Source organism: Frigoribacterium sp. PhB160 (assembly GCF_003751785.1).
Lineage (GTDB): Bacteria > Actinomycetota > Actinomycetes > Actinomycetales > Microbacteriaceae > Frigoribacterium.
Genome location: NZ_RKIE01000001.1, coordinates 686,746 through 702,526, shown reverse-complemented (window position 1 = coordinate 702,526; position 15,781 = coordinate 686,746). Strand labels below are relative to the sequence as shown.

11 protein-coding genes are annotated in these 15,781 nt (G+C 72.6%); 1 reads left to right on the top strand and 10 read right to left on the bottom strand.

Going from position 1 to position 15,781, the window contains the following annotated elements; translation table 11 throughout:
* Nucleotides 1–44: 44 nt before the first annotated feature.
* The gene (locus EDF38_RS16340; RefSeq protein ID WP_304984598.1) at nucleotides 45–3,401 is read right to left on the bottom strand and encodes a S8 family peptidase; all 3,357 of its coding nucleotides are present in this window, start codon (nucleotides 3,399–3,401) and stop codon (nucleotides 45–47) included.
* 172 nt (nucleotides 3,402–3,573) lie between these two features.
* Nucleotides 3,574–4,674 (bottom strand): LuxR C-terminal-related transcriptional regulator, encoded by a 1,101-nt coding sequence (locus tag EDF38_RS15825; protein ID WP_158613310.1) that lies wholly within the window; start codon nucleotides 4,672–4,674, stop codon nucleotides 3,574–3,576.
* A gap of 130 nt (nucleotides 4,675–4,804) precedes the next feature.
* Between EDF38_RS15825 and EDF38_RS03305 the strand changes: the two genes are divergently transcribed.
* Nucleotides 4,805–6,058 carry a mannosyltransferase family protein gene (locus tag EDF38_RS03305; RefSeq protein ID WP_123353976.1) on the top strand — a complete coding sequence of 418 codons (1,254 nt, stop codon included), beginning with the start codon at nucleotides 4,805–4,807 and terminating at the stop codon, nucleotides 6,056–6,058.
* Nucleotides 6,059–6,071: 13 nt separating this feature from the next.
* Here the strand turns inward: EDF38_RS03305 and EDF38_RS03300 are convergent, their stop codons facing one another.
* The 8 genes from EDF38_RS03300 to mmsA all read right to left on the bottom strand — a co-directional run bounded on the left by EDF38_RS03300 (nucleotide 6,072) and on the right by mmsA (nucleotide 15,753).
* Nucleotides 6,072–7,079 carry an LLM class flavin-dependent oxidoreductase gene (locus EDF38_RS03300; RefSeq protein WP_123354989.1) on the bottom strand — a complete coding sequence of 336 codons (1,008 nt, stop codon included), beginning with the start codon at nucleotides 7,077–7,079 and terminating at the stop codon, nucleotides 6,072–6,074.
* Nucleotides 7,080–7,168: 89 nt separating this feature from the next.
* A complete protein-coding gene (locus tag EDF38_RS03295; protein ID WP_123353975.1) occupies nucleotides 7,169–7,447 on the bottom strand; it encodes a hypothetical protein in 279 nt (92 codons plus the stop codon).
* A 236-nt stretch (nucleotides 7,448–7,683) separates the two neighbouring features.
* Nucleotides 7,684–9,216: an L-arabinose isomerase gene (araA, locus tag EDF38_RS03290; protein WP_123353974.1), complete on the bottom strand. Its 1,533-nt coding sequence runs from the start codon at nucleotides 9,214–9,216 to the stop codon at nucleotides 7,684–7,686.
* The gene (locus EDF38_RS03285) at nucleotides 9,213–9,923 is read right to left on the bottom strand and encodes an L-ribulose-5-phosphate 4-epimerase (protein WP_123353973.1); all 711 of its coding nucleotides are present in this window, start codon (nucleotides 9,921–9,923) and stop codon (nucleotides 9,213–9,215) included. Before EDF38_RS03285 ends, araA begins: the two co-directional genes overlap by 4 nt.
* Nucleotides 9,920–11,665, bottom strand: a complete 1,746-nt coding sequence (gene araB, locus EDF38_RS03280) for a ribulokinase (RefSeq protein WP_123353972.1) — start codon at nucleotides 11,663–11,665, stop codon at nucleotides 9,920–9,922. Before araB ends, EDF38_RS03285 begins: the two co-directional genes overlap by 4 nt.
* Nucleotides 11,666–11,757: 92 nt before the next feature.
* Complete coding sequence (locus EDF38_RS03275; RefSeq protein WP_123353971.1) at nucleotides 11,758–12,762, bottom strand: LacI family DNA-binding transcriptional regulator; 1,005 nt, start codon at nucleotides 12,760–12,762, stop codon at nucleotides 11,758–11,760.
* A gap of 185 nt (nucleotides 12,763–12,947) precedes the next feature.
* Nucleotides 12,948–14,216, bottom strand: a complete 1,269-nt coding sequence (gene mmsB, locus EDF38_RS03270) for a multiple monosaccharide ABC transporter permease (protein WP_123353970.1) — start codon at nucleotides 14,214–14,216, stop codon at nucleotides 12,948–12,950.
* The gene (mmsA, locus tag EDF38_RS03265; protein ID WP_123353969.1) at nucleotides 14,203–15,753 is read right to left on the bottom strand and encodes a multiple monosaccharide ABC transporter ATP-binding protein; all 1,551 of its coding nucleotides are present in this window, start codon (nucleotides 15,751–15,753) and stop codon (nucleotides 14,203–14,205) included. Before mmsA ends, mmsB begins: the two co-directional genes overlap by 14 nt.
* Between the last annotated feature and the right edge of the window lie 28 nt (nucleotides 15,754–15,781).

Genomic DNA, 15,781 nt, shown 5'->3' with positions numbered 1-15,781 from the left:
CCCCTCGGGGTGGTGCGGACCGCCTCCGGTCCGGTGGTGCGCGGCTACTCGGTCGAGCCCGAGGACTCCGACACGCTCGCGCGGTCGGCGGTCCGCAGCTGGCGACGACGACCGACCACGGCGGCCGCGACGCCGGCGAGCAGCAGGGCGAGGCCGATCAGGGCCGGCGAGGCCAGGTCGGAGCCCGTGTAGGCCAGGGGGCCCGAGGCCGCCGGGCCGGAGCCGGGCTGCGTGCCCGCGCCGGGTCCGCCGCCCGCGCCCGGCGCGCCGGGGTCGGTCGGGTCGGTCGGCGGCACGGTCGGGTCGGTCGGCGGGTCGGTCGGGTCGACCGGCACGACGGGCGCGGGGCCCGCCGCGACGGTCACGTAGGTGACCTGGCCGGTGTCGCCGTAGAGGATGCGACCGAGGTAGGTCTGGTCGTACTCCAGGCCCGTCCACGAGGCGGTCACCGGGGTGACGGCGCCGAGGTCGGCGACGAGCTGGGCCGGGTCGACCGTGAAGGCCTGGTCGGCGTCGGCCGTCTGCGCCGCGGCGGGCACCAGGTACGACGTGACCGTCGACTCGGTGGGCCCGTCGGTCGAGTAGTAGTCGACCTCGACGAGGTAGGTGCCCGCGTCGATGTCCTCGATGTCGAGCTGCTCGTCGGCGGCGCCCGTGGCCGCGACCCCGTAGACCTCGTCGGCGGCGCCGTCGGCGTCCGTCGTGTAGAGGATGAGGTCGAGGTCGGCGGCGTCGTCGGACGAGTCGAGCACCAGGCGGGCGTGCGCGATGCCCTCCGGCACGGTCAGCGGCGTCGTGAAGACGTTCGTGGCGTCGTCCTCGGCGTCGCCCGTGCTGGTCGCCGACGTGCCGAGGGCGAGGCCCTGGGTCGACAGCGGCAGCGACAGGTCGTCGCCGGCGGTGACGTCGACCGAGGCGCTGCCCGAGACGCCCGTGCCCGAGATCTCGGGCGCGGCGCCGAGCAGGACGGGACGGACCGCCACGGGGCTGCGGACGGCGTCGTCGCTGCTGGTCCAGGTCAGGTAGCCCGACGAGAACTCGTTCAGCACGACGTCGTCGTTGCTCGTGAAGGTGACGGTGTACGACGCCGACTCGCCCTCGGCGAGGGTGAGCGTCGTCGGGGCGACGACCGTGTCGACGCCGGCGATCGACGGGGCGGTCGCCGTGTAGGTGCCGGCGGCGTCCGCCGTCACCGTGCGGGTGACCGTCTCGCTGCCCGCGAGGGCGCCGATGCTGATCGACGGCAGGTTGAGGTCGCTCGAGGGGCCCTCGGGCGTGCTCAGCGAGTCGATGTAGTCCTGCCAGTCGGCCGAGCCGCTCTCGTAGACGAGGCCGGGCGTGAAGAACTCGGTCGGGTCGACGTGGCCGGCGCCCTGGGCGAAGACGTCCTCGACGGGCGCTCCTGCGGCGTCGACGGTGTCGTAGGCGGTCGTCATCATGGCCGACTTGACCTTGGCGGGCGACCAGTCGGGGTGCATCGTCGTGCCGAAGAACAGCGCGGCCAGGCCGGCGACGTGCGGCGACGACATCGAGGTGCCCGAGAGGAACTCGTACGTGCCGGGCTCGCCCTGCGCGTTGGCACCGTCGGCGAGGATCGCCACGCCGGGGGCCGAGATGTCGGGCTTCAGCACGTTGGAGCCGTCGGCCTCGACCGGGCCGCGCGACGAGAAGCCGGCGACCTGCGGGGTGGCGGGCTCCTGCAGCCCCGTGGGGTTGCCGTCGACGAGGGTGACCTCGGCGGTGCCGGGCTGGGCCGCGGCGTGCAGGGCGATGTAGTTCGCGTTGCCGGCACCGGCGTCGACGTGGACGGTCGGCACGCTGTGCGCGTCGACGTCGACCGACGAGGGGGCCGGGTTGACGAGCACCATGCCGACGCCGCCGGCGCGCTCGACCTCGGCCGACTTGGCCGTGCGGTCGGTGATGCCGCGGTCGCAGAGCACGATGGTGCCCTCGACGAGGGCGGGGTCGAGGGTGCCGGCGTCGCAGATGACCGCGCGGTCGGCGGCCGCGGCCGCCGTCTTGACCTGGACGGCCTCGACGAACGGGGCGGTGATGCCCTCGGGGTCGGCCGACAGCGAGGTCGAGCCGCCGAGGTAGTTCACGGCGGGACCGTCGGCGGGCGCGATGCTCACCGTGGCGTCGTAGCTCGGGATCGTGCTGGCCGCGACCGTGGTGATCCACGGCGAGGCGTTGTCGAGCGTCGAGGCGCCGGGGCCCGAGTTGCCGGCCGAGGCGGCGACGAAGACGCCGGCCTGGGCCGCGCCGAGGAAGGCCTGGTCGGTGTACGAGTACGTCGTGTCGGCCGCGCCGCCGCCGATCGAGTAGTTGATGACGTCGACGCCGTCGACGGTCGCCTGCTCGATGGCGTTCACGAGGTCGATGCCGGCGCAGCCGTCGTCGTCGGCGGAGCCGCGGTCGGGGCCGTCCCAGCAGACCTTGTAGGCCGCGATCTTGGCGGCCGGGGCCACGCCCGAGATGGTGCCGAAGTCACGGTCGTTGATGGTGACCTCGACGTCGGCGTTGCCGGCCGCGGTGCTCGCGGTGTGCGAGCCGTGGCCGTTGCCGTCGCGGGGCGAGAGGTACTCGCCCTGCTCCTCGGTGCCGATCTTGGTCGCGCCGAAGCCGTCGACGTAGTACCGCGCCGAGATGAGCTTCGTGTTGCAGTCGCTCGCGTCGAACTGCACGCCGGTCTCGCACTCGCCGGTGAAGGTGCCGCCGTCGCTCTTCGTGAAGGTGACGTCGTCGCCCGCGAGGTACGGCTGCGTGGTCGAGGGCGCGGCGCCGAGCGGGTCGCCCGCGAACGACGCGTTGCCCGCGGCGATGCCGGAGTCGATGATGCCGACGACGACGCCTTCTCCGGCGCGGTCGCGGCCGCCGGGGATCTGGTCCCAGACGCCGGGCGAGCCGTCCGCGTTCTCGAGGCCGAGGAACTCGGTCGAGGGGACGGCGGTGAGGTGGTACATCTGGTTCGCGTTGACGGCGGCGACCTTCGGGTCGGCCGCGAGTTCCTTCGCCTGGGCCGCGGTCAGCTCCGCCGAGAAGGCGTTGGTCGTGACCGAGAGGTGCGACATGACGTCGGCGTCGACGCTGTCGGCGACCTCGGTCTGCGTCGCGACGAGGTGGTCGCTGTAGGTCTCGACGGCGGCGGAGCGCGCGTCGAGCTTCGTGCCCTCGGGAGCCGCCGTGCGTGCGAGGCCGGGCGTGCCGCCCTGGTACGCCGCCGCCGAGGGCTCGCGCAGCGTGACGATGTACGCGCCGGCGCTGAAGGTCGGGTCGCTCAGCACGGCAGGACCGTCCACGGCGAAGGCCGCGGTCGGGGCTGCCATCGCCCCGGCGGCCACGAGGCCTCCGATGAGCAGGGCGGGGAGCAACGGCCGTCGTCGGCCGGGAGATGTGATCACGGACTGCCTTCCATCGCGCCGTCACCCCCTGTGACGGTCGCCCCATAAGAGTTACCTGAGAATCCGCCGCCCCTCTACGGGGGGCAGTGGCCGTCTCAGGACACTGACCGCTTCCGGCCACAGTGTTTACACGCTCGTGACGAGGAGGCGCGGGCCAGCTCCCCGCCTCGCCTCAGACCCAGCCGCGTCGCGCCGCCTCCACCCCCGCGTGGAACCGGTTGCTCGCGCCGAGCTCGTCGAAGAGGTCGTGCAGCCGTCGGCGCAGGGTGCGCGGCGAGACGCCGAGCTGGCGGGCGATGACGTCGTCGGTCGCGCCCGCCGCCACGAGGGCGAGGAGGTCGCGTTCGTCGACCGACGGCGGTCTCGTCGATGCGGGCGCGCCTCCGGAGCCGCTGCCGAGGGCCCCCGGCCCGCTGTCGGCCTCGGTGGCCGCGGCGAGCTGGGCCGCGACCGTCGCCCAGTCGACGGGGGCGCCGTCGGCCGGGTCGGCCAGCACCGGCACCGGCAGGGCCGTCCGCCAGCGCGACTCGAAGAGGTCGCAGAGCGCGGCGATGAGCGCCGGCGACTCCGTGACGAGGGCCTCGGGAGGCGCGGTGGGGTCGTCGAGGGGCCCCACCGACACGAGGGCCACGGCCCGGTCGACGACCGCGAGCTTGACCGGGAGGTCGTGGGTGACCCGCGCCTCCTCGCCGTGGGCGCCGAGGCGGTGGATGTCCTGCAGGCTGCCGACCGTCGTGAAGCTCGCGACCGTGTAGATGGCCCGCCAGTGCACGCCGCGGCCGAGGGCGCCGCGCTCGACCGACTCGTTCGTCGCCACGACGTAGGGCGGACGGTCGAACGCGAGGAACTCGTGCCGGGCCCGGTGCTGCAGGCGCGAGTACCAGTCGCCGACGGCGGCGTGGCCGGTGAGGACGGTCGTCGAGCCCGAGGGGTCGGCGTCGCGGCGGCCGTCGTCGAAGAGCGAGCCCAGGCCGGCGACGGCGCCGCGGGCGTCGGCGAGCTGCTCGTCTCGGGCGGCCACGAGGGCCGAGACGGCGACGCGGGGGTCGACGGCGCCGTAGCCCGGGGCGTGGTCGGCCCCGCCGTCCGCCGTGCGGTGCACGAGGCCGAGGTTGCGCAGCTGCTCGAGCGACGTCACGACGACGGCCTCGTCGACGCCGCGCGACGAGGCGATGGTGGCGACGTCGACGGTGTCGCCGTGCTGGAGGACGACCTCGTAGACGTCGGCCGTGGCCGGGTCGATGCCGAGGGCGGCGAGCGAAGGCAGGGGCATCGTCCCATCGTGCCGTGTCCGGCGCCTCCGTGACGACCCGGGCCGGGCCCGACTCGCCCGTGCCCGTCTCCCTCGTGCCCTCGCAGGACGGGCACGGTAGCGTCGTCGAGATGACCACGACGAGGCGAGCATGAGCGGCGAGGCGGGCGGCGCCTCCTCCGCCCCCGTCGTCGACCCGCGCTCACGCCTGGCCGGTCGCCGCCGCCCCGCGCGGGGCCTCGACCTCGCCGGCCGCCTGTCGGGCCGCTGGACCACCCTCCTGACGATCTACCTCGTCTCGCGGGCCTTCTCGACCACCGTGCTCTTCGTCGTCTACGAGGTCGCGTCGGCCGCGGGGGCGACGTTCATCACGCCGGGCAGCGACCGCTCCTTCCTCCACTTCACCGCCTCGTGGGACGCCGACCGCTACCGGACCATCGCGCTGCACGGGTACCCGAGCGTGCTGCCGACGGACGCCGCGGGCTTCGTGCTGCCGAACGAATGGGCCTTCCTGCCCGTCTTCCCGACGCTCAGCCACCTGCTCATGGTCGGCACCGGGACGGACTTCACCGTGGCCTCGGTGCTGCTCGCGACCGGGTTCGGGGCGGGCGCGGCGATCGTGCTGTACCGCCTGCTCGAGACCCGGGTCGGGCACCGCGGCGCTCTCTGGGCCGTGCTGCTCTTCTGCTTCGGCCCGATGTCGTTCGTCATGAGCGTGGGCTACGCCGAGAGCCTCTCGGTGCTGCTGCTCTTCGGCGGCGTGCTCGCCATGCAGCGTCGCAACTACCAGGTCGTGCTGCTGCTCGGCGTCGTCGCGGCCTTCACCCGGCCGGGCGCCCTCGCCCTCGCGCTCGCCCTCGCCGTGCACCTCGTCGTGCGCTGGCGGACCGACCGGGCCGGCCTCGACCGCGCGTCGCTGCTTCGCATCGTGGTCGCCGGGCTCGGGATCGCCGCCGCCGGCCTGGCCTGGCCGGTGGTCGCGCACGTCGTCACCGGGCAGGCCGACGCCTACCTGCAGACCGAGATGGCGTGGTGGGTCGACTACATCGGGCGGCCCGGGTTCGTCCCGCTGACGCCCTGGTTCCTGCTCGCGGGGCGCTGGCTCGGCGTCGGCGGCATCGTCCTCGTGCTGGCGATCATCGGCGCGGGTGCCGTCTTCTTCACGCGGCGCTCGACCCTCCGGCTGGGGCACGAGGTCGTCGGGTTCACCGTGAGCTTCGCGCTCTACCTCGTGGCGGTGTTCCTCCCGCAGCAGAGCCTGTTCCGCCTGCTCATGCCGCTCAGCCCCGTGCTGGGCACTCCCGCGATCAGCGAGCGGGCCTGGCTGCGCCGCGGGATGCTCATCGGCGGCGCGGCGCTGCAGCCGGTGGCCGTGACGTTCCTCTGGCTGTTCGTCGCTCCCTGACGGCGCGCGGTGGCTAGGCCGCGACCCGCTCGTTCGCCTCGGCGAGCAGGGCGACCGAGCGCAGGCGGGCGCTCGTCTCGAGGGAGGCGTGGGCGACGATGACCTCGTCGGCGTCGGCGCTGCGGGCGAACTCGCTGACGTAGTCGGCGACCTCGGCGCCGGTGCCCACCCCCGTGAACGTCGTCATGCTGGCGACGTGGGCTCCCGCGGGGGTGCGCAGCAGGTGGTCGAGCTCGTCGTCCCCGAAGGTGCGGTCGACCGAGACCTGGCCGCTCTGGCGGAGCAGCATCATCAGCCGTGCACGCTTCATGCGGGCGAACTGGTCGTGGGCGTCGTCGGCGTCGTCGGAGGCGATGGCGTTGACCCCGGCGATGACGTAGGGCTGGTCGAGCTGCGTCGACGGCTGGAACTCGCGGCGGTAGACGGCCACGGCGTCGTGCAGCGCGTCGGGCGCGAAGTGCGAGGCGAAGGCGTAGGGCAGGCCGAGGGCCGCGGCGAGCTGGGCGCCGAAGAGCGACGAGCCGAGGATGTAGAGCGGCACGGCCGTTCCGGCGCCGGGCGTGGCCGAGACGCCGGGGACCCGCGACTGCCCGGCGAGGAACGCCTGCAGCTCGAGGACGTCCTGCGGGAACCGCTCGGACGAGGCCGGGTCGCGACGCAGGGCGCGGAACGTGGCCTGGTCGCTGCCGGGGGCGCGGCCGAGACCGAGGTCGATGCGGCCCGGGTGCAGCGTCTCGAGGGTGCCGAACTGCTCGGCGATCGTGAGCGGCGAGTGGTTCGGCAGCATGACGCCGCCGGAGCCGAGGCGGATGCTCGACGTCTGGCTCGCCACGTGCGCGATCAGCACGGAGGTCGCGCTCGACGCGATCGACGCCATGTTGTGGTGCTCGGCGTACCAGACGCGACGGTAGCCGCTGCGCTCGGCCTGCTGGGCGAGGGCGACCGACGCCGCGAAGCTGTCGCGGGCGGTCTCCCCGGGGGCGATGGGAGCGAGGTCGAGGATCGAGAGCGGGACGGTCATGGTGGGCCCAACCACGGAGGCGCGGGTGGTGTTCCCGACGCCCGCCGACGATCCCTGCCCGCGCGCCTCGCCGCCCGGGGCCACGCGCCTCAGCGCTCGAGGTCGTCCGGGCTGAGGCGGTCGCCGGGCTCGGGGGTGCGGAAGAGCGGGTTGTCGGGCAGGTCGGCGAGGTCGTCGTCGGCACCGGACTCGCCCTCGCCGACGGGGGTGCCGTCGGCGTCGAGGTCGTCGTCGGCCGCGAGGTCGTCGCCGACCTCGCGGCCATCGTCGGCGGCGAGCTCGTCGTCGAGCGCCAGGTCGTCGTCGGGGACGGCGTCGCGCGCGTCGTCGGGGTGCAGGTTCGGCTGGAAGGGCTCGGACATCGACATGACCCGATCATGCGCCCCGTCCACCGCCACGTCCGGCCCGCTCGTCGAACGGTCAGGTGCCGCGCCGCACACCGTCGAGCACGTCCTCGGAGACCGCCGAGGGGTGACACCCCGACCGCGACGACGACGGCCGCCCCAGGGCACGCCCGGCGCGACGCGCACGACGAGAGCCGCCGGGCCGACGAGCACGAGCTCGACGGCCCGGCGGCTCCGGGCAGTGCGGGGGCGGGTCGGGCCTAGAGGCCGCGCGCCAGGCGGTGGTACGCGGCGTTCCAGCGCACCTCGCGGCTGAACTCCCGCATCGTCGTGTGCTCGTCGATGATGAGCAGCTCGGTCTCGAGGATGCGCGCGAGGTCCTCGAACGCCTCGAGGCCGACCGCCGTCGACATGACGGTGTGGTGGGCGGCGCCGGCGGTCAGCCAGGCCTCGGCCGAGACGGCGAACGACGGGCGGGGCTCCCACACGGCGCGGCCGACGGGCAGCTTCGGCAGGTCGGCGTCGGGCGCGACCACGTCGACGACGTTGACCGTGAGGCGGAAGCGGTCGCGGACGTCGCTCATCGCGACGACGACGGCCTCGCCCGGGTCGGCCGTGAAGACCAGGCGGACCGGGTCGTCCTTGCCGCCGATGCCGAGCTCGTGGACCTCGAGGGAGGCGCGGCCCGCCGTCAGGGACGGGCTCACCTCGAGCATGTGGGCGCCGAGGATCTTCTCGGCGCCGGGCACGAGGTGGTACGTGTAGTCCTCCATCAGCGAGGCGCCGCCGGGCAGGCCCGCGCCCATGACGGCCGCGGCCCGGACGAGCACCGCCGTCTTCCAGTCGCCCTCGGCGCCGAAGCCGTAGCCCTCGGCCATCAGGCGCTGCACCGCGAGGCCGGGCAGCTGCTTGAGCGCCCCGAGGTCCTCGAAGTTGGTCGTGAACGCGCCGAAGCCGCCGGCCTCGAGGAACGACCGCAGCCCCAGCTCGATCGCCGCGCCGTCGCGCAGCGACTGGTGGCGGGCGCCGCCGGTCCGCAGCTCGGGGACGACGTCGTGGTCGCGCTCGTAGACGGCGACGAGGTCGTCGACGGCGGTCTCGGGGACCGCGGCCACCGCCTCCGCCAGCTCGTTGACGCCCCAGGTGTTGACCTGCACGCCGAACGCCAGCTCGGCCTCGGTCTTGTCGCCCTCGGTCACGGCGACGAAGCGCATGTTGTCGCCGAAGCGGGCGAGCTTGAGCGAGCGCATGGCCGCGGCGCCGGCCGCCGCGCGCATCCAGGTGCCGACCTGCTGCTGCACGCGCGGGTCGCTGACGTGGCCGACGACCGTCTTGCGGGCGGCGCCGAGGCGCGTCTGGATGTAGCCGAACTCGCGGTCGCCGTGCGCGGCCTGGTTGAGGTTCATGAAGTCGAAGTCGATGTCGGCCCAGGGCAGCTCGACGTTCGCCTGCGTGTGCAGGTGCAGCAGCGGCTTGCGGAGGGCGTCGAGGCCGCCGATCCACATCTTGGCGGGGCTGAACGTGTGCATCCAGGTCGTGACGCCGATGACGCTGTCGTCGAGGTTCGCCTCGAGCATCGTGCGCTTGATGGCCTCGGCGTCGGTGAGGACGGGCTTCCAGACGAGCTCGACGGGCACGCCCTCGGCCGCGGCGAGCTCGTCGGCGATGGCCTTCGACTGCTCGGCGACCTGACGCAGGGTCTCTTCTCCGTAGAGGCCCTGGCTGCCGGTGAGGAACCAGACCTGCTTCGAGGCGAGGAAGGCGACGGGGTCGACGGTGGTGGTGGTGGTCATGCGAGTGCTCCTGAGGGCTTCTGGCCGTAGACGTTCTGGTAGCGGTCGAAGAGAGCGTCGATGCTCTCGGCCGGGATGGGGATCGGCTCGCCGAGCTGGCGGCTGAGGTGGATGGTGCGGGCGACGTCCTCGGTCATGACCGCGGCCTTGACGGCGTCGCGGGCGTCTTTGCCGATGGTGAAGACGCCGTGGTTCTGCATCAGCACCGCTCGGCTGCGGTGGCCCTCGAGCGTGCCGACGACGCCCTCGCCGATCGACTCGTCGCCGATGATCGCGAACGGGCCGATCGGGATCTCGCCGCCGAACTCGTCGGCCATGGCCGTGATGACGCACGGGATCGCCTCGCCGCGGGCGGCCCACGCGGTCGCGTAGGTGGAGTGCGTGTGCACCACTCCCCCGACCTTCGGCATGTGCCGGTAGACGTAGGCGTGCGCCGCGGTGTCGCTCGAGGGGCTGCGCTCGCTGCCGGGGCTGCCCTCGACGACGGTGCCGTCGAGGTGGCAGAGGATCTGGTTCTCGGGCGTGAGGTCGTCGTAGTCGACGCCGCTCGGCTTGATGACGAAGAGGTTCGTGCCGGGAACGCGCTGCGACACGTTGCCGCCCGTCCAGACGACCAGCCCGTAGCGGGTCAGCTCGGCGTGCAGGTCGCACACGGCGCGTCGGGTCTCGTCGATGGCGCTCTCGGTGGCGCGGTCGATGAACGTCATGCGGGGACCTCCGTCGTGGGTGCGGCGGCGGGCGCCTCGGGTTCGCGGGCGGGCGCGGGCGTCGCGCCCCGCGCCTCCCGGCTGATGGCCTTGAGCCGGTGCATCACGTCGTTGCCGCCGCGGCCGAACCAGTCGTGCAGCCGCAGGTACTCGGCGTAGAGCGCGTCGTACGCGTCGGCGGCCGCCTCGTCGGGGACGTAGGAGGCGCGGTCGACGCTGCCCATGCTCTCGCTCGCCACGCGCGTGTCGGGATAGGCGCCCGCGGCGACCGCCGCGTGGATCGCCGAGCCCAGCGCGGGGCCCTGCTCGCTGCGGATCGTGGAGATCGGCATGCGCAGGACGTCGCTGTAGGTCTGCATGAGGTGGCGGTTCTTGAGCAGGCCGCCGGCCGCGATGAACTCGGTCACGGGCACGCCGGAGTCGTTGAACGCCTCGACGATGCGTCGCGTGCCGAAGGCGGTGGCCTCGAGCAGGGCGCGGTAGCCGTCCTCGGGCGTGGTGCCGAGGGTCTGCCCGACGATGACGCCGCTGAGCTCGTGGTCGACGAGAACCGAGCGGTTGCCGCTGTGCCAGTCGAGCGCGACCAGGCCGTGGGCGCCGACGGGCTGCTCGTAGGCGAGGTCGGTGAGGTGCTGGTGCACGCTCTTGCCGGCGGCCTCGGCCGCGTCGACCGACGCCTGCGGCACCTGGTTGCGGACGTACCAGGCGAAGATGTCGCCCACGCCCGACTGGCCCGCCTCGTAGCCGTAGAAGCCCTCGGTGATGCCGCCGTCGACGACGCCGCACATGCCGGGGACCTCGGCGAGCTCGGCGCCGTTCATGACGTGGCAGGTGCTCGTGCCCATGATGGCGACCATCTGGCCGGGCTGCGTCGCCTTGGCGGCGGGCGCGGTGACGTGCGCGTCGACGTTGCCGATCGCGACGGCGATGCCCTCGGGCAGGCCCGTCCAGCCGGCCGCCTCGGCGGTCAGCGTACCGGCGGCGTCGCCGAGCGCGCCGATCTCGTGCGCGACCTTCGACTCGGCGAAGTCGGCGAAGTCGGGGTTGAGCGCGGCGAGGAACTCGCGGCTCGGGTACTGGCCGTCCTGCAGGATGCCCTTGTAGCCGGCGGTGCAGGCGTTGCGGACGTAGCGCCCGCTGAGCTGCCAGACGATCCAGTCGGCGGCCTCGACCCAGTGCTCGGTGGCGGCGTAGACCTCGGGGTCCTCCTCGAGGAGCTGCAGGCCCTTGGCGAACTCCCACTCGCTCGAGATGAGCCCGCCGTAGCGCGGCAGCCACGACTCGCCGCGCTCACGCGCCAGCTCGTTGATGCGGTCGGCCTGGCCCTGCGCGGCGTGGTGGCGCCAGAGCTTGACGTAGGCGTGCGGGCGGCCGGCGAACTCGGGCAGCTCGTTCAGCGGAGTGCCGTCGGCGGTGGTGGGCACCATCGTGCAGGCGGTGAAGTCGGTGCCGATGCCGACGACCGACGCCGGGTCGACGCCCGACGCGGCGAGGGCCTCGGGGACGGCGGTCTTGAGCACCTCGACGTAGTCGGCCGGCACCTGGAGGGCCCAGTCGGCGGGGAGGCGCTCGCCCGTGCCGGGCAGCGTGCGGTCGACGACCGCGTGCGGGTACTCGAGCGTCGCGCTCGCGAGCTCGGCGCCGTCGGAGACGCGGACGACGACGGCACGACCGCTGAGGGTGCCGAAGTCGACGCCGACGACATGCGTCGCGGCGTCGGTGTCTGGGGTGGTCGCGGCCATGGAACATCCTTGTCCTGGTGGTGAAAGTGAGCGCTCACATTGTGGCATGCGAGCCTCGGGGCGAGCAACCGCGGCGCGGTCGCCCGGAGGTCTCAGCCGCGGGGCGAGGCGGTGGACCGGCGCACGACGAACTCGGGCGCCATGGGGTCGGTCGGGGGCTGCCGACCCGCCAGCACGCACTCGACCGCGTCCATGATGCGGCGACCGAGCGCCTCGAAGTCCTGCCGCACGGTGGTGAGCGGCGGCAGGAAGTGCTCGGCCTCGGGGATGTCGTCGAAGCCGACGATGCTGACGTCGCCGGGCACGTCGAGCCCGGCGGCCGTCAGGGCGTGGACGACGCCGAGGGCCATCTGGTCGTTGGCGCAGAAGAGGGCGGTCAGGCCGCCCGGGCCGAACGCCCCGTCGTCGACGAGCGCCCGGGCGAGCGCGTGGCCCGAGCCCGGGGTCCAGTCTCCGTGACGGAGCTCGCCGGCGTCGAGGCCGAGCCGGACGGAGGCGTCGCGCCAGCCGCGCTCCCGGTCGCGGCCGTCCATCCAGGCCGAGGGGCCGGCGACGTGGCCGATGCGTCGGTGGCCCAGCGCGGCGAGGTGCTCGACGGCGATCTCCGCGCCGGCGGCCTGGTCGATGGAGACGGTGTGGTGCCCCTCCTCGGCGACGCTGTCGGCCGTGACGAGCGGCACGGAGACGCCGGCGGTGCGGAGCACCTCCAGCGCCTCCTCGTCGGGGGCGATGAGGACGACGGCCGCGACGTTCTGCCCGACGAGCGCGTCGACGGCCTGGCGCACCGCCGCCGGGTCGGCGCTGTCGAGGGTGGCGGTCGAGACCTGGTAGCCGGCCCGCCGGGCTGCGCCGTTGAACCCGTGCATCGTGCTCGAGGGCCCGTAGAAGGGGAAGCCGGTCGAGATGAGGCCGATCGACTTGGTGCGCCGGCTCGCGAGGGCCCGGGCGGTGAGGCTCGGCCGGTAGGTGAGCTTGGCGACCGCGGCGTCGACCTTGGCCTTCGTGGCGGGCCGCACGGTGGGGTCGCCGTTGACGACGCGAGAGACGGTCTGGTGCGAGACCCCCGCCTCGGCCGCGACGTCGAAGAGTGTGGCCACGGTGTGATCCTAACGTCGTTCGGTTTCCGGTCGACGGCGCCCCGGTCGTCGACGGTTCAGGAGTCGACGACCGGGGGCGCCCGGACGACGAGGAGGCGCGGGCCGTGTCGACCCGCGCCTCCTGATCCGTCGACGCCGCCGACCGACCGGCGACGCGACGTGCCGCTCGAGGCGGCGGCTGTGCCCTACTTGCTGCTGGAGCCCGCGCGACGCTTGTTGAAGACGTCGAACGCGACCGCGGCGAGGAGCACGAGCCCCTTGATGAGGGACTGGTACTCGCTGCCGACGCCGAGGATCGACATGCCGTTGTTCAGGATGCCGATGATGAGGCCACCGACGATGGCTCCCGTCACGGTGCCGATGCCGCCGGTGACCGCCGCGCCGCCGATGAAGACGGCCGCGATGGCGTCGAGCTCGAACCCGTTGCCGGCGCTGCCGCTGGCGAGGTTCAGCTGGCCCGTGAAGACGAGGCCCGCCAGCGCCGAGATGACGCCCATGTTGACGAAGAGCAGGAAGGTGACGCGCTTCGTCTTGATGCCCGAGAGCTCGGCGGCGTGGAGGTTGCCGCCGATCGCGTAGACGTGGCGGCCGAAGACCGAGTTCTTCATGACGGTCGAGTAGACGACCACGAGCACGGCGAGCACGACGAGGACGATCGGGGTGCCCGAGTAGCTGGCGAGGAGGAAGCCGATGTACATGACCAGGGCGACCGTGAAGACGAGCTTGGTGACGAACCAGAGCATGGGCTCGTCCTCGAGCTGGTACTTGCGACGGATCGCACGGCCACGGAGGCCGGTGCCGATCAGGGCGACCGCCGCGACGGCGCCGAGGATCAGGGTCAGGGGCTCGTAGCCGGTCGTGCCGAACGCGGGCAGGAAGCCCGAGCCGATGTCGCGGAACCCCTGGGGGAAGGGCGAGATCTGCTGGTTCTGCAGGGCGATCTGCGCCGCGCCGCGGAAGGCGAGCATGCCCGCCAGGGTGACGATGAAGGCCGGGATGCCGAAGTAGGCGATCCAGAAGCCCTGCCAGGCGCCGACCAGGCCGCCGAGCACGAGGCAGAGGACGACCGCCACGGGCCAGGGCAGGCCCCACTGCGTGATCATGACGCCGGCCATGGCACCCGTGAAGGCGACGATGGAGCCGACCGAGAGGTCGATGTGGCCGGCGATGATCACCATCACCATGCCGATGGCGAGGATCAGGATGTAGCTGTTCTGCACCACGAGGTTCGACACGTTGATCGGTGCCAGCGTGATGCCGTTCGTCGTGACCTGGAAGAACAGCACGATGACGATCAGCGCGATGAACAGGCCGATCTGACGCAGCTGCCCGCTGAGGTACGACACCGCACCGACGATCGGGTTGCCGCCGGAGCCGGACTGCGGCTGACGGGAGGAGGGCGACCCGCCCGTGGGCTTCGGGTCGGTGGCCTGGGTGGGGCTAGGCGCGCTCATTGACGGGGCTCTCTCGTTCGAGGGTCATGTACTTCAGGAGGAACTCGGGGGTCGCCTCGGCGATCGGCACGTCGGCCGTGATGCGGCCCTCCGAGAGGGTGTAGACGCGGTCGCAGATGCCGAGCAGCTCGGGCAGCTCGCTCGAGATGACGATCACGCCCTTGCCGGCGTCGGCGAGCTGGTTGATGATCGTGTAGATCTCGTACTTCGCACCGACGTCGATGCCGCGGGTGGGCTCGTCGAGGATGAGCACGTCGGGGTCGGTGTACATCCACTTCGACAGCACGACCTTCTGCTGGTTGCCGCCGGAGAGCTTGCCGGTCAGGGCGGCCACGTTCGGCGCCTTGATGTTCATGCTCTTGCGGTAGCCCTCGGCGACGGTGCTCTCTTCCGAGCTGTTCACGAAGCCGGCCTTCGCCAGCTTGCGCAGGGCCGAGCCCGACACGTTGCGGGTGATGTCGTCGATGAGGTTGAGGCCGTACTTCTTGCGGTCCTCCGTGGCGTAGGCGATGCCGGCCGTGATGGCCTTGCTCACCGTGCTCGTGTCGACCTTCTGGCCGCACTTGTAGACGGTGCCGGAGATGCCCGTGCCGTAGCTCTTGCCGAACACGCTCATGGCGAGCTCGGTGCGTCCGGCGCCCATCAGCCCCGCGATGCCGACGATCTCGCCGGCCTTGACGGACAGGTTCGCCTGGTGGATGATCTCGCGCGACGAGTCGAGCGGGTGGTGGACGGTCCAGTCCTCGATGCGGAGGAGCTCCTCGCCGACCTTCGACTCGTGCGCCGGGTAGCGGCTCTCGAGGTCGCGGCCGACCATGCCCTTGATGATGCGGTCTTCGGTGACCTCGCCGGCGTGCATGTCGAGCGTCTCGATCGTCTTGCCGTCGCGGATGATCGTGACCTTGTCGGCGATCGCCTTGATCTCGTTCAGCTTGTGGCTGATGATGATCGACGTGATGCCCTGGCCCTGCAGGCTCTTGATCAGGTCGAGCAGGTGGGCCGAGTCGTCGTCGTTCAGGGCCGCGGTCGGCTCGTCGAGGATCAGCAGCTTGACGCGCTTCGACAGCGCCTTCGCGATCTCGACCAGCTGCTGCTTGCCCACGCCGATGTCGGTGACCTTGGTGACCGGGTTGTCGCGCAGCCCGACGCGGGCTAGGAGGCCGGCGGCGTCGAGGTTGGTCTTGTTCCAGTCGATGAAGCCGCCCTTGGCCTGCTCGTTGCCGAGGAAGATGTTCTCGGCGATCGAGAGGAAGGGGCTCAGGGCGAGCTCCTGGTGGATGATGACGACGCCCGCGGCCTCGGAGTCGTTGATGTTCTTGAAGTCGACGGCCTGGCCGTCGAGCATGATCTGCCCGTCGAAGGAGCCCGAGGGGTAGACCCCCGACAGCACCTTCATGAGCGTCGACTTGCCGGCGCCGTTCTCGCCGCAGATCGCGTGGACCTGGCCGCGCTCGACCTCCAGCGTGACGTCCTGCAGGGCCTTGACGCCGGGGAACGTCTTCGTGATGCCGCGCATCTCGAGGATCGTGTTCGCCACGTGTTCCTTCTTTCGTGCCTGGGGTGGT

Coding starts and splice junctions, on each gene's coding strand:
- EDF38_RS03300 (WP_123354989.1), bottom strand. CDS start 7,079: ATGACCGTCCCGCTCTCGATCCTCGACCTCGCTCCCATCGCCCCCGGG.
- EDF38_RS03285 (WP_123353973.1), bottom strand. CDS start 9,923: ATGACGTTCATCGACCGCGCCACCGAGAGCGCCATCGACGAGACCCGA.
- araA (WP_123353974.1), bottom strand. CDS start 9,216: ATGACCACCACCACCACCGTCGACCCCGTCGCCTTCCTCGCCTCGAAG.
- EDF38_RS03295 (WP_123353975.1), bottom strand. CDS start 7,447: ATGTCGATGTCCGAGCCCTTCCAGCCGAACCTGCACCCCGACGACGCG.
- EDF38_RS15825 (WP_158613310.1), bottom strand. CDS start 4,674: ATGCCCCTGCCTTCGCTCGCCGCCCTCGGCATCGACCCGGCCACGGCC.
- EDF38_RS03305 (WP_123353976.1), top strand. CDS start 4,805: ATGAGCGGCGAGGCGGGCGGCGCCTCCTCCGCCCCCGTCGTCGACCCG.
- araB (WP_123353972.1), bottom strand. CDS start 11,665: ATGGCCGCGACCACCCCAGACACCGACGCCGCGACGCATGTCGTCGGC.
- mmsB (WP_123353970.1), bottom strand. CDS start 14,216: ATGAGCGCGCCTAGCCCCACCCAGGCCACCGACCCGAAGCCCACGGGC.